Raw genomic sequence first — 15896 nt, 5'->3', positions numbered from 1 at the left:
AGTATGGATCAAGCGGTTTTTACGATTGATATGAAAAGAGCTTCATTGAAATCATTATGATTTTTTAAAAATCCTAATCGCTGATCAAGTTAAACGTGATTCTGTTAAAAATGATCTGAGGCAGCCTGCTATAGAACCAGGATGCTCCTGTTGTACAGTACGAGTTTGAGCCAGTGTTGCATCATACATTCGCTTATAGCCTAATGCTGCAAAAATCCCAGTTAGTTGCGTGGTAATTTTTAGAGCATCTAATAAATCTTGTTCTTGATGCAGATCTAACCATGGCGAAATCCATTGTCGTTGAAAGTCCTCATAAATTTTGTTACTTGGTTTTATTCCATGGAAATAAGTCATATTCCATAAGCAACCGCTTAGCGAGAAAAACGGATGGGTAATGACGGTTTCTCCCCAGTCAATAATACTGATATTTCCAGTTTTTTGATTGAGCACCATATTATTTTCCTGAAAATCACAATGATTCATTGTTTCAGAAATCTGATATTTGGATAGTGATTCACAGAGAGTAGCGCCAAATTCGTAAGCATTTTTCAGCTCTGTAATTTCTTCTTTGGACAGACCATCACTTATTAACAATTCTTCTTGATCTATTAACTCACGATATAGCAAAGGTATTTTTCCAATCCGCCAATCAGGCATATTTAAGTCTATTAATTGGGGTATTGTGTTCTCTACAGTTCTTTGAATTTTTGTGTAATTTAGAACCCCTTTGTTAAGTAGGGCTGAATCAACTTTTTCTTTAAAGAGATGTCGTAAAGTCATATCACCACAAGATATCATCAAAAAACAACATAACTGTTTATTTTCTGCAATGATCGTTGGGATATTATTGCACCCTTGTTCATGCAGGTATATTAATGTTTGAGGCTCAGTGGACAATTTGGGTGGTGTTTGTTTAAGGTAGAATGTGTTTTTTGATGTGGTAATTTTATGTACTACGGAATAGGAAGTTTGTGTAATTTTATCATGGTTGATAATGCTACTGTGATTGTTAGATACCAAATACTGAAGAGCCCATTTTAAAGCAAGTTCAATTTCTATTTGCTCTTGGTTCACTGTTTTCTCAAGCAACTTCCACTTAGTTTGACTTTAATATATAAAATCGTTCTTGAAAACCCAGTGATTTATAAGAGCGTATGGCAGAGTTATCATTGGTGAACAAAATAGCTCTTTTTGACTTGTTTTAAATCTGCTTGCTTTAGCAAAGATACACTGCGGTCAAAATAATGCTTCGAAGCGTGTGACAAAAAAAGGTAGTATGGAGTTAATGAAAAAAACAAATTTTAAAAATGTTTTAGTTGATAAATTTTGTCTCAAAAGAGAAGAGCTCACATTGTTAGATAAATCTATTAATAGTTAAACGGATGGGTCTTTTTCAACTCAAGCTCAGCTATAAAATTAGCGGGGAACATTAATGAATAATAGAAAAGTTATGATGAAAAATATTACTATCCGCGAGCTAGTGTTTGCAGATAAAGAAGAATTTCTAAAAAATATGTTAAGTAGTCAGTCTTTGCATCATCCATGGGTGGAACCTCCTACCACTTCGCAAGTATTTGATGAATATTGGCAACGGTTCCAACAACCGAATCAGAAAAGTTATTTAGTTTGCGGTGAGTTAGAAAATATTGTTGGTGTTTTTAATGTCAGTGAAATTGTGCGGGGTGCCTTTCAAAATGCTTTTTTAGGCTTCTATGGGATTAGTGACTATACAAGCAAAGGCTACATGAGTGCGGGGCTTAAATTAGTACAGAAAAAAGTATTTGAAGAGCTTGGGTTGCATCGATTAGAAGCTAATATACAGCCAGAAAATACACGTTCAATCCAATTAGTAAAAAACAATGGCTTTCGTTACGAAGGTTTTTCTCCTCGTTATCTAAAGATAAACGGAGAGTGGCGTGGGCATGAGCATTGGGCTACAACAGTAGAAGATTATATTGCAGAAAGCGCTGCTTTTTTTTGAGAAATTAGATTTTGTGAATAAATGTTATTATTGGTCAAAAATACAAAATGAATTAGAGATCACGACTGAATTATGAATAACGCAACTTTAAATCAAACACTTTCTACTATTCATAACTTTGAAGATTATGAAAAACTAAAGGCACGTATTGCAGAAGATATGGCAAGAGCGATTATTCATAAACACCAATTACCAGAAGCACCATTAATGCTATTTTCTGAGGGAACAAATATTGTCTTTTCATACGGAGAGAGTAAAGTCATTAAAATTTTTCCACCATTCCATCAAAACCAATTTGAAAGTGAACGACTAATCTTAAAACATGTGAAAAGGAAGCTCTCGGTAAAAACGCCGACGCTTGAGTACGAGGGAGAAATATTTGGTTGGCCTTATTTGGTCATCAGCAGACTTGAAGGAACACTTCTAGAGAGTCTTTGGGAAGCAATGCCCCAAAACAATAAAGTGGTCATTCTTCATGAATTAGGAGAACTTATTCGAGAGGTTCATGCGTTGCCTACTTCTGGGTTGGAGGTAATTGATTGTCATTGGCCGCAATTTCTTGAAAAACAAATAGAGTACTGTGTAGAACAACACCAAACTAAAGGGCTGCCTACAGATTTACTGCAACAACTGCCGACTTATCTTGATTCAATCAAAGAAGCATTACTAAAGATTAGAAAACCAGTGATCTTAACTGGTGAATATACTCCAATGAATTTTTTAGTAAAGCAGATAGATGATGTTTGGCATATTAGTGGATTGATTGATTTTGGTGATGCGATGTTAGGCTTGCCAGAGTATGATTTGCTTGGCCCAGGAGCTTTCCTTATACAAGGTGATAAACAATTGCTACGCACATTTTTAATGGCTTATGGTTATTTACCCCATGAATTAACGAACAGGTTGAGTCATCGATTGACTGCATTAATGCTACTCCACCAATACAGCAATTTGAATATCCAGATAAGAATTCCAAATTGGAAGGATAAAGTAAGTAGCCTGAAAGAGTTAGAAAATTTAGTGTGGGGTTTTTAAGGCAATAATTCTATTATTAACTTTGAGATGATGAAAAAGCGACTTAACCCTTTTGCTTCTCTTAGATTTCGCCGCAGATGAATATTAATTTATGACTAATAAACTATCCTAAAATGAGTATTTATGTTAATAATAAATGAATTGGCGTAATGCCTCACAGTTTTTTTGAATACGTCTTAGAGTACATAACAGGATACTCTATATGTGTGATTGTATATGATGTCGCGAGATACTTTATCTTCCGAAGTTTTTGGGGCATTCACTTTATTATTGTTGGTATTTTTCCAGGTTACTGCGGCTGCAAAAGTGATTGAACTATCTGTTCATGGGGGTGCATTGGGTACCTGGTACGCGGCATAGAAAATACCCAAAATAGTGACTTAATTTTGCCGCAAGGACGTTAATTTCTTTCTTAAATGGATTTTAATGGTGTTAATTGGGATTATTTTAGTATTGTTCATAATAGCATTCTTAATGCTATTAAATTTAAATTTTTTTCGCTCCCACTTTGTGTGGCTGCTCTCAATTATTCCACTTTTTTTATTTTTCTATTTCGCTCATTTTATTCCCCGAGTGATGGACGGGACAATTATTTTCTATACGATAAATTGGTTTCCATTAATAGACGTATCCATTTCGCTCTCTATTGATGGACTTAGTTTATTATTTGCGTTGTTAATTACCGGTATAGGGACATTGATTGTCATTTACAGTATCTCTTATCTTGAGAATAATAGTTATTTGTCACGGTATTTTTGCTACTTATTTTTGTTTATGGCAGCAATGCTGGGTGTAGTACTGGCTGATAATTTGATCACACTCTTTGTCTGTTGGGAAATAACAAGCGTCAGTTCATATTTACTCATCGGATTTAATCATGAAAGAGCCTCTGCAAGAAAAGCTGCATTAAACGCCTTATTAATTACAAGTTCAGGTGCATTATTTTTATTAGTAGGTTTTTTATTAATAGGGATTGCTGCGCATACTTACTCTATTGCAGAGTTACTATCTCAAGGACATGGGTTTGTTGAAAGCAAATGGTATCCCGTTATTTTATTATTGGTATTTATTGGGGCATTTACTAAGTCCGCGCAATTTCCATTTCATTTTTGGTTACCTAACGCGATGGAGGCTCCTACCCCTATTAGTGCCTACCTTCATTCCGCAACAATGGTACAAGCTGGGGTTTATCTTTTGGCGCGATTTCACCCTGTAATGGCAAGTAGTGCGTTGTGGTTTATTACCCTTACCACTATCGGCGCTATCACAATGGTAGCTGGTGTATTGCTTGCCTTCAAACAAAAAGACATGAAGTTAATATTGGCCTATACCACAGTAACAGCGATGGGATCACTCGTTTTCTTATTAGGTTCAGATCAAGAGGCTGTTATAAAAGCCGCTGTTGCATTTCTTATCTCGCATGCGCTTTATAAAGCAACATTATTTATGGTAGTGGGAGATATTCAACATCAAGCAGGGACGCGACAAGTAACCCGAGTTAGTGGATTATATAAGGCAATGCCAGTGACCTTTATGGCTGCTTTAGTTGCTGGTGCCTCTATGGCTGGATTACCACCTTTACTTGGGTTTTATGTTAAGGAATTGGTCTATGAAGCAAATTTAGCCGCACCCATTGCCTCCTATATACTGACAGCTATGGTTGTTTTTGCCAATATGATGGTTGCATCGCTAGCATTTATCTTGATTATTAAACCTTTTTTTGGGAAACAAAAACCAAATGATGTTCTAGAAGCCAACAAAAAGATGTCACTCAATGCGTTAATGCTTGCGGTGTTTACACTCATTATCAGCATTGTGCCATTTATTATTAATAAAGCAATATTGTCGCCAGCGGCGAGCGCCATCCTCGGTCATCCGGTGCAGATGGAATTGACCATGTGGCATGGGTTTACACCATCACTCGCGCTCAGCCTTATTACACTTTTAGGTGCAATTATATTGTATTTGAAAAGAGCGCAGGTTAAACAGTTACTTAATCTATTTGATGTATTTTCTAAATACAGTCCTACATATGGTTGGCAACAGCTCATCCGGGGTACATTAATTATCGCAGACTGGCAAACGAATATTTTACAATCGGGTAAACAGCGTATTTATCTGACTATTATATTTTCTACTGTTGCATTGTGTCTTGTTGTAACCAGTATTACTCAACATGCGATTAAAATTGAACAATTGTTCCCTTCTATTTCTTGGCTGCCCATGTTTTTATTTTCATGGATTTTTGTATCTGCACTTTTTACTGTTTGGGTTGATACTTATTTAAAAGGCTTAATATTCTTAGGAATGTTGGGTTTAGGAGTTGCATTGTTGTTTCTAGTAAACGCAGCTCCTGATGTTGCAATGACACAAGTATTGGTTGAGACGCTGATTGTTATTATTGTGGTGCTTAATTTTTACCGTCAACCCGTATTGCCAAATATAGTAGCTGAAAAAAAGAGCATACGTCTGATAAATATGATCATTGCAATCACAATAGGAATGTCCATCACATTACTATTGCTTACTATTACTCATCAATACTTCGACCCTAAAATAGGAAATTATTTTTTAAAAAATAGCGTTATTCTTGCACATGGACATAACGTAGTGAATGTTATTCTAGTTGATTTTCGTGCATTAGATACTTTAGGCGAAATTATCGTGGTTGCAACAGCAGCCATCGGTATTTATGCCCTGTTAAAAACAGGTAAAAAAGGGAAAAAACTGTGAAGTCACTTATTCTTCAGACTGCATCAAAATGGTTGCTCCTTATCACGTTACTATTCTCTATCTGGGTATTATTTAGAGGACACAATTCGCCTGGTGGTGGTTTTATTGGTGGATTAATTGCAGCAAGTGGATTTGCATTATATTTATTGGCACACGGAGTCAATGCATTACGTGAAGTAATTAAAATAAAATTGTCTTTGTTATTAGCGTTGGGCTTCTTATTTGGGCTGGGTAGCGGATTAATTGCTTTACTGCAAAATAAGATTTTTTTAACAGGGATATGGATTAATATAAAATTTATTCATGTGAAAATTGGTTCACCCATTATATTCGATATAGGCGTTTACCTGGTTGTGTTAAGTAGTGTACTGATTATCATGTTAGCTTTAGAGGAGTCAACATGACGGACATGATTTGCTGGCTAGTTGGAGGCTTAATTAGTATCAGTATTTATCTAATCTTAAGCCCACAAGTTATGCGTTGGTTGTTTGGTATAGTCATTTTAAGCTCAACAATTAATTTAGTTATTTTTGTTGCCGGACGTTTGTATTCTCAAAATCCTGCCTTTATTCCGCAAGAAGGGCAAGCCTCTGGTGCCTTGTTAGCTAATCCCTTACCACAGGCACTTATTCTCACAGCAATTGTCATTGGTTTTGGTTTGTTAGCCTTTGCATTGGTACTTGTACGCAAAGTTTGGCGCACGTTTGATACCACTAATTCAGACTTGCTAAGCTATTCAGAAACCAAGCACTCCAAGGTAGTGGAGGATGAGGCATGAATTGGTTACCCCTTTTGCCATTATTGACCTGTTTTTTTGTTGTGATATTAAATTGTTTGTTTTGGTCCTATTCATTTTTACAAAAATCCGCACATCTAATAGGCGCAATTTTATTATTATGTGTCACTGGTTTACTTTTTTACGTTGTTTCATTTCAAGAGATATTAGTTGTTCAATTAGGTGGATATAAAGCACCGTTTGGTATCACTTTTGTAATTGATAGGCTAAGCGCCATTATGTTACTCATTACTGGAATCATTGGGTTTTGCGTCTCGATTTATGCTACTTATGATATTAAAACTGGGCATCAAAAATCAGGATTCTATCTTGCTTATTGGATATTGTTAATGGGAATATGCGGGGCTTTTTCAACCGGTGATTTATTTAATCTTTATGTCTGGTTTGAAGTCATGTTGATTGCCTCATTTGTTCTATTGGTATTAGGTAATCATAGAATGCAATTGGACGGCGGTATGAAATACGTTAGTTTGAATCTTGTTGCAACTATTTTAATGTTGTTAGCAATTGCGATGCTTTATGCAATGGTAGGTACGCTTAATATGGCTGATTTGGGATTGAAACTTAAAGCATACCCTTTAACGGGCACAGTAACTACTGTTGTTCTTTTATTGGCAATAGCATTTGCCATTAAATCTGCTTTATTTCCGTTGTTTTTTTGGCTCCCGGCGTCCTATCATACAACAAATGTCACGACCGCTGCTATTTTTGCAGGCATGCTGACGAAAGTGGGGGTTTACGCGCTGATACGGTTAACAACCCTCATCCTCCCAGACAGCCACTATATTTTATCACTATTATTATTTATCGCAGGTCTTACCATGTTAACGGGTGTATTAGGTGCCGCGTCAGAATTCCATTTCCGACGGCTTTTGTCATTTCATATCATCAGCCAAATTGGCTATATGGTAATGGGGCTGGCCATTTACACTCCATTTGCATTAGCAGGCGCAATATTTTATATCATTCACAATATTATTGCTAAAACCAACTTATTTTTAATTAGTGGTATTTGCTTAAAGATAGAAAAAACATCAGATATTCGTAAGCTAGGGGGCTTTTATAAACAGTATCCATATTTGGCAATACTCTTTTTTATTTCTGCTTTTTCCTTAGCCGGAGTACCGCCCTTATCTGGATTCTGGGCAAAGTTAATCTTATTAAAAGCCGCTTTAAATTCCTCTCATTATATTATTACAGCCATCGCACTTCTGGTTAGCCTTCTAACCCTATACTCAATGACTAAGATATGGACGCAAGTATTTTGGAAAGAACAGTCATCGCCGTCACAGGAGTCATTTGGCAATATAAAATTATTTGTTATGCTATTCCCTGTTATTATTCTTGCAATGATGACACTCACCATTGGCCTCTTTCCACAACCGGTATTTAAAGTAATGTTGCAAGCGGCTGAACAGATATCCCATCCAGAATGGTATATTCATGCTGTGCTAGGAGTCGAATAAGGATGAAAACTCTATTCATAAAATTGATCTTAATTATAAAATTTATGCTGATTTTTATTTGGGGAATTTTAATCGCAAATCTTCGCGTAGCACATGACGTCATCACGCCGCGTTATCGAGCAAAACCAGGTGTTATTGCAATTCCGCTGGATTGTAACACGGACATCGAAATTGCTTTATTGGCTGTCATTATATCCCTTACACCTGGCACACTGGCATTAGATGTATCTTCTGACAAGAAAAAATTATATATTCATGCGATGTTTATTACAGATAAAGACAGGCTAATTGCTGATATAAAAAATTATTTTGAGAAACCTTTAATGAGAATATTAACATGAACATTCAGTTATGGCATATAGCATGGTATCTTTCTTTATCGCTCGTCATGTTGTCTGTAGTCTTTTGCTTTGTTCGCATAGTCATTGGCCCAATTTTACCTGATCGCGTGGTTGCATTGGATCTAACAGCAAATTTGTTAATTTCATTTATCGCCATATACAGTGTCATCACAAATCAATCTGTTTACATTGACGTTGTTATTGCACTGGCACTTATTGTTTTTCTTACAACAGTTGCATTTGCAAAGTTAATTACATGGCGATCATATCATGAAAAAAAAGATAATAAATAAGGAGACTGTATAATGAATATATTAAGTATTGTTTGTATTCTAATTGGCTCATTGTTCATATTAATTGCTGCGATTGGAATGTTACGTATGCCTGATCTTTTAATGCGGATGCATGCGGCAACTAAAGCGGGCACGTTAGGCACAGGGCTAATATTGATTGGGGTAGTTTTTCATTTTCAAAAATGGAGCGTTACAATCGAAGCGTTTCTTACTATTCTATTTATTTTTATTACGGCACCAATTGCATCACACCTATTAGCAAGAGCCGCTTATTTTCGTGGAATTAAGTTAGCAAAAATTACAATTACCGATGAGTTAAAAGGTTATTACGATCGTAAAATATCATAACCCATGTTCAGATGGTTCAAAAACCGCATGAACACATTTTTTATTGCCACTCTATTTTTTTATAAACTGCTACTTTAATTTGCCGATGCCTTTTTGGCATCCTCTGCAACCGGTTTTATTACTGGCACACCAATTTTGATATTTATGGTGGGTAGTACATGTAATAACGAACAAGTTGATTACTTGATTAAGGATGAATAACTTATGCATCAATTTAAAAATATCTTATTTGTAAGCTATGGAATACGCGATGAGATCGATGGATTAAAGCAGGCTCTTAGTCTTGCAAGAAATAATCAAGCCGCACTTAAAATTTTAATTGTATGCCCAGAGATTCCAAATAGTCATGAAGAGTATAAAAAGTCGTATGAAGAATTTCTGAAAGAGCGAATGGAACAATCTATTCGGGCGACCAAAACGGCATTAAAAATGAATGAAATAGAACTCAAAATTTCTATTGAAATTGATTGCGGAACCGTCCCTGTGGTACGAATTATTCGCTATGTATTACGCAGCGCCCATGACTTGGTAATCAAAGAAGCAGAGCCCAAGAAAGGAGGCAAAGGGTTTGAGCCACTGGATTTGGCTCTGCTACGCCAATGCCCCTGCCCTGTATGGTTATGTCGCTCCATTAGGCACTCACGTGGCGACATCAAAGTCGCGGTAGCAATTGATCCTGAAAATGAAGAGCAAGTAGGACACGATCTTGCATTAAGACTCTTGCAAATTTCCAGGTCACTTGCAGACAATTGCAACGGTGAATTAACCATCATTTCCTGCTGGGTTTATCAGTATGAAGAGTATCTGCGTGATGGAATCTATATTAAAGTATCTAAAAAAGAGTTAAATAAAATAGTCTCACAGACCCAAACAGAACACTTATTAGCATTAGAAACGCTAATAAAAGAAGCTAATATCGGTGGCCGCTATCAAATTCAGCATATTAAAGGTCATCCAGAGAAGGTGATGCAACAGATTATTAAAGATGAAAAAATTGATGTATTAGTTATGGGTACTGTGGCACGAACTGGGATACCTGGCTTTATTATAGGCAATACGGCTGAGAGTGTTGTGCAACAATTAAGTTGTTCCTTACTGGCGTTAAAACCTAATGGCTTTATTTCACCTGTTACAGCTTATTAAACTCAGTTATTTAGGGGGATATGGAGTGTATTAATGAGAATTAATGTACTCTGCTGACATCGAGTAAAAGTAGAATCTCAGTCTCTGGCATTAATGGAATTCAAAAGTAAAGGAAGGATTGATGAATAAGGAATTGATTGTGCAAATTAAACAGAAAAGAATGAGGATACGCCCTAACACATGGTTCAGTAAACTTACCGCTATTTTGATGTTTCTACTTTCTGTTTCATCCAATGCAGCCAAATCGTTGCCTCAGAACATACTCGATGTCATGCACCAATCACGTTACCAAAATGCACAATGGTGGCTTGAAATCAAAGATTTGAATACTCAGGAAACCATTTATCAATTAAATACTGACCATTTGTTAATGCCTGCCTCTGTAACTAAATTATTTTCCACTGCAACTGCTCTGAATGCCTTAGGTGACGACTACCGTTTTAAAACACCCGTTTATTTTATTGGCCAACAGGAAAATGGCAAGTTAAACGGTAAATTAATTCTTGTGGGTAAAGGGGATTTGGAATTTGGCGGCCGTGTTCATAATGACAAACTCACTTATGGGTATATCGATCATATTTATGCCAATGATTTACCGGGGGCATCCATTACTCCCGAAAACCCGCTCAATGGGATTATAAATCTTGCTCAACAAATCAAAGCCAAAGGCATTAGAGAAATTAATGGTGATGTGTTAGTGGACGATCGTTTATTTGATACTGAACAGCTACGTAATTACATCATCTCTCCCATCATGATTAATGAAAACCTGTTTGATGTTCAAATTAAGCCTACCATTGAGGGTCAAAAAGCTGCAATACAATGGCGTCCACAAGCTCCTGGTTATGTGATTGACAATCAAGTCATGACTGTCGGAAATGATGGAAAAACCAATGTTGAAACCTCAGCTAATGATGATAACACCATGCTCACCGTAAAAGGGCAAATTGCTGCCAATGCAGGGGAAATATTAAGAGTTTACCCTATCCTTAAACCCGCGCCTTTTGCCAGGAAAGCCTTTATCGCTGCATTAAAGCAACAAGATATTGCTGTCAATCTTGATAATAAAAACAGTCAGCTACCTAATGCTGATGACTATCATCAACTGACTCCCATTGCACAATATGTTTCGCCACCCTTTTCTGAATATGTTAAAGTCATCTTAAAACTAAGTCATAATATTGGTGCTGATTTAATACCGCTTTTATTAGCCCAGCACTATAATGAAACCTCATTTGCCCAAGGCATGCCTCATATTGCGACATTTTTGATTGATACAGTTGGATTAACTAGAAATGAATTTGTATTCGGTGACGGTGCTGGTGGAGATACAAACAGGCTTCTTCCGAAAGCAGCTATACAGTTATTAACCTATATCCACAAGCTTCCTGAAAACCAATTTAAACTTTTCTATGATGCACTACCAATACTTGGTGTTGATGGCAGCCTTGCTAAAGCGGCCCAAAATATTCCAGCAGTAGGCAAAGTTCATGGTAAAACAGGGACATCGCTGTCCTATGATTTTGCTAACCAGCGTTATTATTCCTTTTCAGAAGCATTATCAGGATATATTGACGCGAAAAATGGCCATTTGCTTGCGTTTATCATTGCGGTATCCAACACTCCCTTGAAAACCATCGATGATACTTTCCTTATCCAAAAAGACGTTAGCAGGATCGCCAGTGAAATTTATAATCACTCTTTTTAACGAGAAAATAATTGAGTATTTTTCTGGCCATAAGGCTTTTTATAGCAGGTCTTGTATTAGTGATTTATTTATTTTGCTGAAAAACTAGTTAAAGATGTCATTGGAACTTCTGTTAATTTTGGGACGTTGATGTTTTACCTGCCTTTTTGTCTACCATGATATTATTCTATAATTTAATAGAGTTTTATAGGACAAACCAAGGAGTCTTGTTATGGAAAACCAACCTTATGATCAAGAAAAGGCTGACGCTTTTGCCGATAATTTACTGAATACTTTTAATAGTGCTGCATCAACCCTAATGATTTCGTTGGGGCATCGAACCGGTATTTTTGACATTATGCAAGACATGCCGCCTAGTACTTCAGGTGAAATAGCCAAAGCTGCATCACTTAATGAGCGATATGTTAGAGAATGGTTAAATGCATTGGTGACAAGTCATATTATTATTTATGATAAAGATACTGCAACTTACAAATTACCTTTAGAACATGCTGCTTTTTTAACACGTCAGTCTTCACCAAATAATATGGCAGTGATAGCTCAATTTATCCCGGTATTAGCATATGTTGAAGATGAAATTGTTCAGGCCTTTAAAGAAGGCGGCGGGGTTCCATATGAGGCGTATAATCGCTTTCACGAAGTGATGTCTGAAGAAAGCGGTCAGACTATCGTTTCATCTCTTTTAGACAGTATACTGCCTTTAGTTGATGGTTTGATGGAGCGGTTAGAATCCGGTATAACTGTATTGGATATCGGATGTGGTTACGGTAAAGCAATAAATATGATGGCAGAAAAGTTTGTAAATAGTACTTTTTATGGCTACGATATCTGTCCAGAAACCATCGAAAAAGCTCAAATGGCGGCTGAATCAAAAGAGCTAAGTAATATCTTTTTTCAACGTCAGGATCTTGCTCAATGGCAAGATAAAGAAAAATTTGATCTCATCACGGCTTTTGATGTTATTCATGATCAGGCCCATCCTGAGGTTGTATTAAAGAATGTTTATAATGCTTTAAAAGCAAACGGTGTTTTTTTAGTCCAGGATATTAAAACTTCCACCTTTGTTGAAAATAATATTGATCATATTTTAGGACCATTAATATATACAATTTCTTGTATGCATTGTATGACAGTATCACTTGCCCAAAATGGCGCCGGCCTTGGAGCAGCATGGGGCGAAGAGCTGGCAGAAGAAATGTTCAAAAAAGCCGGTTTTAAAAGCATTGAAAAGTGTTATTTAAAGCACGATATTATGAACACCTATTATATATTAAAAAAAGAATAATATAGGTTTAACCTCAATATTAAGGCTTGATACACAAGAGTCTTCAAAATGTTTGTTTTAAAAACACTCAGGTCTTGGTTGCATAATCCAATGCAGTAGGTCGCTGGATTAAAGGACTTTATTGGTAGGCCACTAGGACTTGAACCTAGGATCAACGGATTATGGGTCATCCAATTTAAAAATAATAAATTGATTTTATTATAATTTATATTGCAGGAGTCCACTACAAATGTCCTACGATGTATAACAGTGTCGGAGCTCAAGTATACAAATTCCCCAAAGTCATTTCTGTATAGAAATGTGATCTTAATAAGCTTAATTAAAAACAACATTAACGTATTAAAAGCAAGGGTATTTTAGTTGTATGCAGCATATGATTTGTAGTACTACCAACAAAAAACTGATGTATTCGTGAATGCCCATAGGCTCCCATAATTAACAAATCAATAGATTGCTCTTCAATATAGGAACTCAGAGTAGACTCAACCTGTCCTTCTAATAATGAAGCAACTACATTGATTCCCACGTCCTTTAATTGTACTTGAGCTGAGCGGAAATCTTGTTGATAACTTGATTTATTCACCATCACTAAATGGCATCTTAGGTCTTGCAATAATTGGCAGTTTTTAATGATGCTGTTCAGCACTTTGTGCGCAGTCTTACTGGCGTCAAAAGTAATCATTACTTCCTTAGGCTGTTTAAATTCAGGAATTGTTACCAACATAGGACAATGTAGCGTATGGATAATCGTATCTAATTGACTTCCTATTTGAGATGTTCTTTTTTCCGATTGCTCTCCTTTTCGACCAATTACAAGCAATGCTGTTTCTTTTTCAAGTTCCTGGAGTATTTCAATAAGGCTTCCGTGTCGTTGTAAACAAATAGCATCTTTGGCGTTATCAGCAACCACTCGGAGGAGTGCCTCTTCTAAAAGATGTTTTCCTTGTTGTAGTGCTATTTTATTACGTTGTTCATCAAGCGTAGCTAATTCTTCCAATAATTTTTCACGGCTACCCAGACCAATATTTCCTGTAAGATTCGGCTCAGCTACTTTTGATGGATTCTCCAATGCATGTAAAAGGGTCAATGGCTTGTCTAATTTAGTACTTGACCAAGAGGCCCAATCACAGACTGCTGTTGATGATAGTGATCCGTCAATACAGGCAATAATTCGATTTGACATGAGAGACTCCTTATCTCAGTGACCGTTCATTAATTTTTCAAGTTCTTCGGGTTTATCATGTACACCAAAGCGGTCAATTAGTGTAGCCGTGGCTTCATTCATGCCAATTATCGTAACACCTGTGCCTTCTCGACGAAACTTAATAACTACTTTATCAAGCGAAGAAACAGCGGTAATATCCCAAAAATGGGCGTTAGTTACATCGATAATAATGTTATCTATTGCTTCTTTGAAGTCAAATGATTGCATAAATTGTTCTGATGAAGCAAAGAAAATTTGTCCCAGAACTTTGTAGGTGCGAGTATTCTCAGCATCAAAAGCGGAGTGAACAACAATAAATCGCCCCACTTTATTGGCAAAAAACAACGATGCGAGTAATACTCCAATAAAGACACCATATGCCAGATTATGAGTTGCAACCACTACCAGCACGGTTGCTATCATTACGATATTTGACGATAAGGGATGTTTCCTAAGATTTTTTAAAGAGTCCCAGGAAAATGTACCGATTGATACCATAATCATCACTGCTACTAAGGCAGCCATTGGGATGCGTGAGACCCATTCACTTAAAAAGACTACCATGAGTAGGAGAACAAGACCAGCTGTTAAAGTGGATAAGCGTCCTCGGCCACCGGATTTGATATTAATAATGGATTGTCCAATCATGGCGCAACCAGCCATTCCACCTAGAAATCCAGTAACGATATTGGCTACTCCCTGTCCCTTACACTCCCTGTTTTTATTGCTGGGTGTATCCGTTAAATCGTCAATAATTGTTGCCGTCATCATTGATTCCAGAAGCCCAACTACTGCAAGGGCCAAAGAGTATGGGAAAATTATGGATAATGTTTCAAAATTGAATGGGACTTGCGGCCATAAGAATACAGGCAATGTATCAGGCAGCTTCCCCATGTCACCAACTGTGCGAGCAGGTATTTCAAAGAGTATAAAGAGAGCCGTTAAAACAACAATACAAACTAAAGGTGATGGGATTGTTTTATTAAGATAAGGAAATAGATAAATAATTATTAGCCCACCAGCTGTCATAACATAGACATGCCAAGAGACATTCGTTAATTCAGGTAATTGTGCTAAAAAAATAAGTATAGCCAGGGCGTTCACAAAACCAGTGACCACTGAGCGTGACACAAAACGCATTAAACTACCTAGTCTAAAATAACCGGCAATTATCTGAAACATGCCGGTAAGAAGTGTCGCTGCCAGAAGATATTGCAAACCATGTGCTTTGACCAAGGTAACCATAAGCAATGCCATAGCACCTGTAGCAGCAGAAATCATTCCTGGACGCCCCCCTACAAATGCGCTTACTGTTGCGATGGAAAAAGAAGCATAGAGTCCTACTTTAGGATCTACACCTGCAATAATTGAAAAGGCTATTGCTTCAGGAATCAAAGCTAACGCAACTACAATACCTGCTAATAGGTCTGCACGGACATTGCCTAGCCAGTCCTGACGTGTCGAATAAAATAACATAAAATTTTGTCCTGTTCTTTGATGATAGTAAGAATTGAAATTACTAAATTTGGTTGGGAATACTTTAGTAACTAAAAGATTTCTATT

16 protein-coding genes are annotated in these 15896 nt (G+C 36.7%); 13 read left to right on the top strand and 3 right to left on the bottom strand.

Annotated features, from left to right (window positions below):
- Positions 1–84 precede the first annotated feature (84 nt).
- Positions 85–1074, bottom strand: coding sequence for a protein kinase family protein (locus tag Ltuc_RS12955; protein ID WP_058521783.1), 990 nt, complete (start codon positions 1072–1074; stop codon positions 85–87).
- A gap of 358 nt (positions 1075–1432) precedes the next feature.
- On the opposite strand from Ltuc_RS12955, the gene Ltuc_RS12950 reads away from it, so the two are divergent.
- The 13 genes from Ltuc_RS12950 (at position 1433) to Ltuc_RS12895 (ending at position 13129) form a co-directional block, all read left to right on the top strand.
- Positions 1433–1981 carry a GNAT family N-acetyltransferase gene (locus tag Ltuc_RS12950; RefSeq protein WP_238584150.1) on the top strand — a complete coding sequence of 183 codons (549 nt, stop codon included), beginning with the start codon at positions 1433–1435 and terminating at the stop codon, positions 1979–1981.
- 72 nt (positions 1982–2053) lie between these two features.
- On the top strand, positions 2054–3016 hold the full coding sequence (locus tag Ltuc_RS12945; protein WP_058521782.1) for an aminoglycoside phosphotransferase family protein: 963 nt from the start codon (positions 2054–2056) through the stop codon (positions 3014–3016).
- A gap of 216 nt (positions 3017–3232) precedes the next feature.
- Positions 3233–3376 (top strand): hypothetical protein, encoded by a 144-nt coding sequence (locus Ltuc_RS15395; protein ID WP_157064623.1) that lies wholly within the window; start codon positions 3233–3235, stop codon positions 3374–3376.
- A gap of 66 nt (positions 3377–3442) precedes the next feature.
- Positions 3443–5749 carry a putative monovalent cation/H+ antiporter subunit A gene (locus Ltuc_RS12940; protein WP_274519412.1) on the top strand — a complete coding sequence of 769 codons (2307 nt, stop codon included), beginning with the start codon at positions 3443–3445 and terminating at the stop codon, positions 5747–5749.
- Entirely contained in the window at positions 5746–6153 is a 408-nt protein-coding gene (locus Ltuc_RS12935; protein WP_058521781.1) for a Na+/H+ antiporter subunit B, read from the top strand. The genes Ltuc_RS12940 and Ltuc_RS12935 overlap by 4 nt, the downstream gene beginning before the upstream one ends.
- On the top strand, positions 6150–6527 hold the full coding sequence (locus Ltuc_RS12930; RefSeq protein ID WP_058521780.1) for an NADH-quinone oxidoreductase subunit K: 378 nt from the start codon (positions 6150–6152) through the stop codon (positions 6525–6527). The genes Ltuc_RS12935 and Ltuc_RS12930 overlap by 4 nt, the downstream gene beginning before the upstream one ends.
- Positions 6524–8011, top strand: coding sequence for a proton-conducting transporter transmembrane domain-containing protein (locus Ltuc_RS12925; RefSeq protein WP_058521779.1), 1488 nt, complete (start codon positions 6524–6526; stop codon positions 8009–8011). Before Ltuc_RS12930 ends, Ltuc_RS12925 begins: the two co-directional genes overlap by 4 nt.
- Positions 8012–8013: 2 nt before the next feature.
- Complete coding sequence (locus Ltuc_RS12920) at positions 8014–8352, top strand: Na+/H+ antiporter subunit E (RefSeq protein WP_058521778.1); 339 nt, start codon at positions 8014–8016, stop codon at positions 8350–8352.
- Positions 8349–8645 (top strand): cation:proton antiporter, encoded by a 297-nt coding sequence (locus tag Ltuc_RS12915; RefSeq protein WP_065236236.1) that lies wholly within the window; start codon positions 8349–8351, stop codon positions 8643–8645. Before Ltuc_RS12920 ends, Ltuc_RS12915 begins: the two co-directional genes overlap by 4 nt.
- Before the next feature lie 12 nt (positions 8646–8657).
- Positions 8658–8993, top strand: a complete 336-nt coding sequence (gene mnhG / locus Ltuc_RS12910; RefSeq protein WP_058521777.1) for a monovalent cation/H(+) antiporter subunit G — start codon at positions 8658–8660, stop codon at positions 8991–8993.
- A 204-nt stretch (positions 8994–9197) separates the two neighbouring features.
- Positions 9198–10136 carry a universal stress protein gene (locus Ltuc_RS12905; RefSeq protein ID WP_058521776.1) on the top strand — a complete coding sequence of 313 codons (939 nt, stop codon included), beginning with the start codon at positions 9198–9200 and terminating at the stop codon, positions 10134–10136.
- A 121-nt stretch (positions 10137–10257) separates the two neighbouring features.
- Positions 10258–11844: a D-alanyl-D-alanine carboxypeptidase/D-alanyl-D-alanine endopeptidase gene (gene dacB / locus Ltuc_RS12900; RefSeq protein ID WP_058521775.1), complete on the top strand. Its 1587-nt coding sequence runs from the start codon at positions 10258–10260 to the stop codon at positions 11842–11844.
- 211 nt (positions 11845–12055) lie between these two features.
- A complete protein-coding gene (locus Ltuc_RS12895; protein ID WP_058521774.1) occupies positions 12056–13129 on the top strand; it encodes a class I SAM-dependent methyltransferase in 1074 nt (357 codons plus the stop codon).
- A gap of 331 nt (positions 13130–13460) precedes the next feature.
- Here Ltuc_RS12895 and Ltuc_RS12890 read toward each other — a convergent pair whose 3' ends face one another.
- Positions 13461–14312, bottom strand: coding sequence for a universal stress protein (locus Ltuc_RS12890; protein WP_058521773.1), 852 nt, complete (start codon positions 14310–14312; stop codon positions 13461–13463).
- A 15-nt stretch (positions 14313–14327) separates the two neighbouring features.
- A complete protein-coding gene (locus Ltuc_RS12885) occupies positions 14328–15809 on the bottom strand; it encodes a SulP family inorganic anion transporter (RefSeq protein ID WP_058521772.1) in 1482 nt (493 codons plus the stop codon).
- Between the last annotated feature and the right edge of the window lie 87 nt (positions 15810–15896).

This window comes from Legionella tucsonensis, from assembly GCF_001468035.1.
Lineage (GTDB): Bacteria > Pseudomonadota > Gammaproteobacteria > Legionellales > Legionellaceae > Legionella > Legionella tucsonensis.
This window is presented reverse-complemented; position numbering and strand designations above follow the sequence as displayed.

What these genes read in the sequence shown, in the direction of transcription:
- Ltuc_RS12885 (WP_058521772.1), bottom strand. Translation starts at nt 15,809, where the DNA reads ATGTTATTTTATTCGACACGTCAGGACTGGCTAGGCAATGTCCGTGCA.
- Ltuc_RS12930 (WP_058521780.1), top strand. Translation starts at nt 6,150, where the DNA reads ATGACGGACATGATTTGCTGGCTAGTTGGAGGCTTAATTAGTATCAGT.
- Ltuc_RS12940 (WP_274519412.1), top strand. Translation starts at nt 3,443, where the DNA reads ATGGTGTTAATTGGGATTATTTTAGTATTGTTCATAATAGCATTCTTA.
- Ltuc_RS12915 (WP_065236236.1), top strand. Translation starts at nt 8,349, where the DNA reads ATGAACATTCAGTTATGGCATATAGCATGGTATCTTTCTTTATCGCTC.
- Ltuc_RS12945 (WP_058521782.1), top strand. Translation starts at nt 2,054, where the DNA reads ATGAATAACGCAACTTTAAATCAAACACTTTCTACTATTCATAACTTT.
- Ltuc_RS12890 (WP_058521773.1), bottom strand. Translation starts at nt 14,312, where the DNA reads ATGTCAAATCGAATTATTGCCTGTATTGACGGATCACTATCATCAACA.
- Ltuc_RS12895 (WP_058521774.1), top strand. Translation starts at nt 12,056, where the DNA reads ATGGAAAACCAACCTTATGATCAAGAAAAGGCTGACGCTTTTGCCGAT.
- mnhG (WP_058521777.1), top strand. Translation starts at nt 8,658, where the DNA reads ATGAATATATTAAGTATTGTTTGTATTCTAATTGGCTCATTGTTCATA.
- dacB (WP_058521775.1), top strand. Translation starts at nt 10,258, where the DNA reads ATGAATAAGGAATTGATTGTGCAAATTAAACAGAAAAGAATGAGGATA.
- Ltuc_RS12920 (WP_058521778.1), top strand. Translation starts at nt 8,014, where the DNA reads ATGAAAACTCTATTCATAAAATTGATCTTAATTATAAAATTTATGCTG.
- Ltuc_RS15395 (WP_157064623.1), top strand. Translation starts at nt 3,233, where the DNA reads ATGATGTCGCGAGATACTTTATCTTCCGAAGTTTTTGGGGCATTCACT.
- Ltuc_RS12925 (WP_058521779.1), top strand. Translation starts at nt 6,524, where the DNA reads ATGAATTGGTTACCCCTTTTGCCATTATTGACCTGTTTTTTTGTTGTG.
- Ltuc_RS12905 (WP_058521776.1), top strand. Translation starts at nt 9,198, where the DNA reads ATGCATCAATTTAAAAATATCTTATTTGTAAGCTATGGAATACGCGAT.
- Ltuc_RS12950 (WP_238584150.1), top strand. Translation starts at nt 1,433, where the DNA reads ATGAATAATAGAAAAGTTATGATGAAAAATATTACTATCCGCGAGCTA.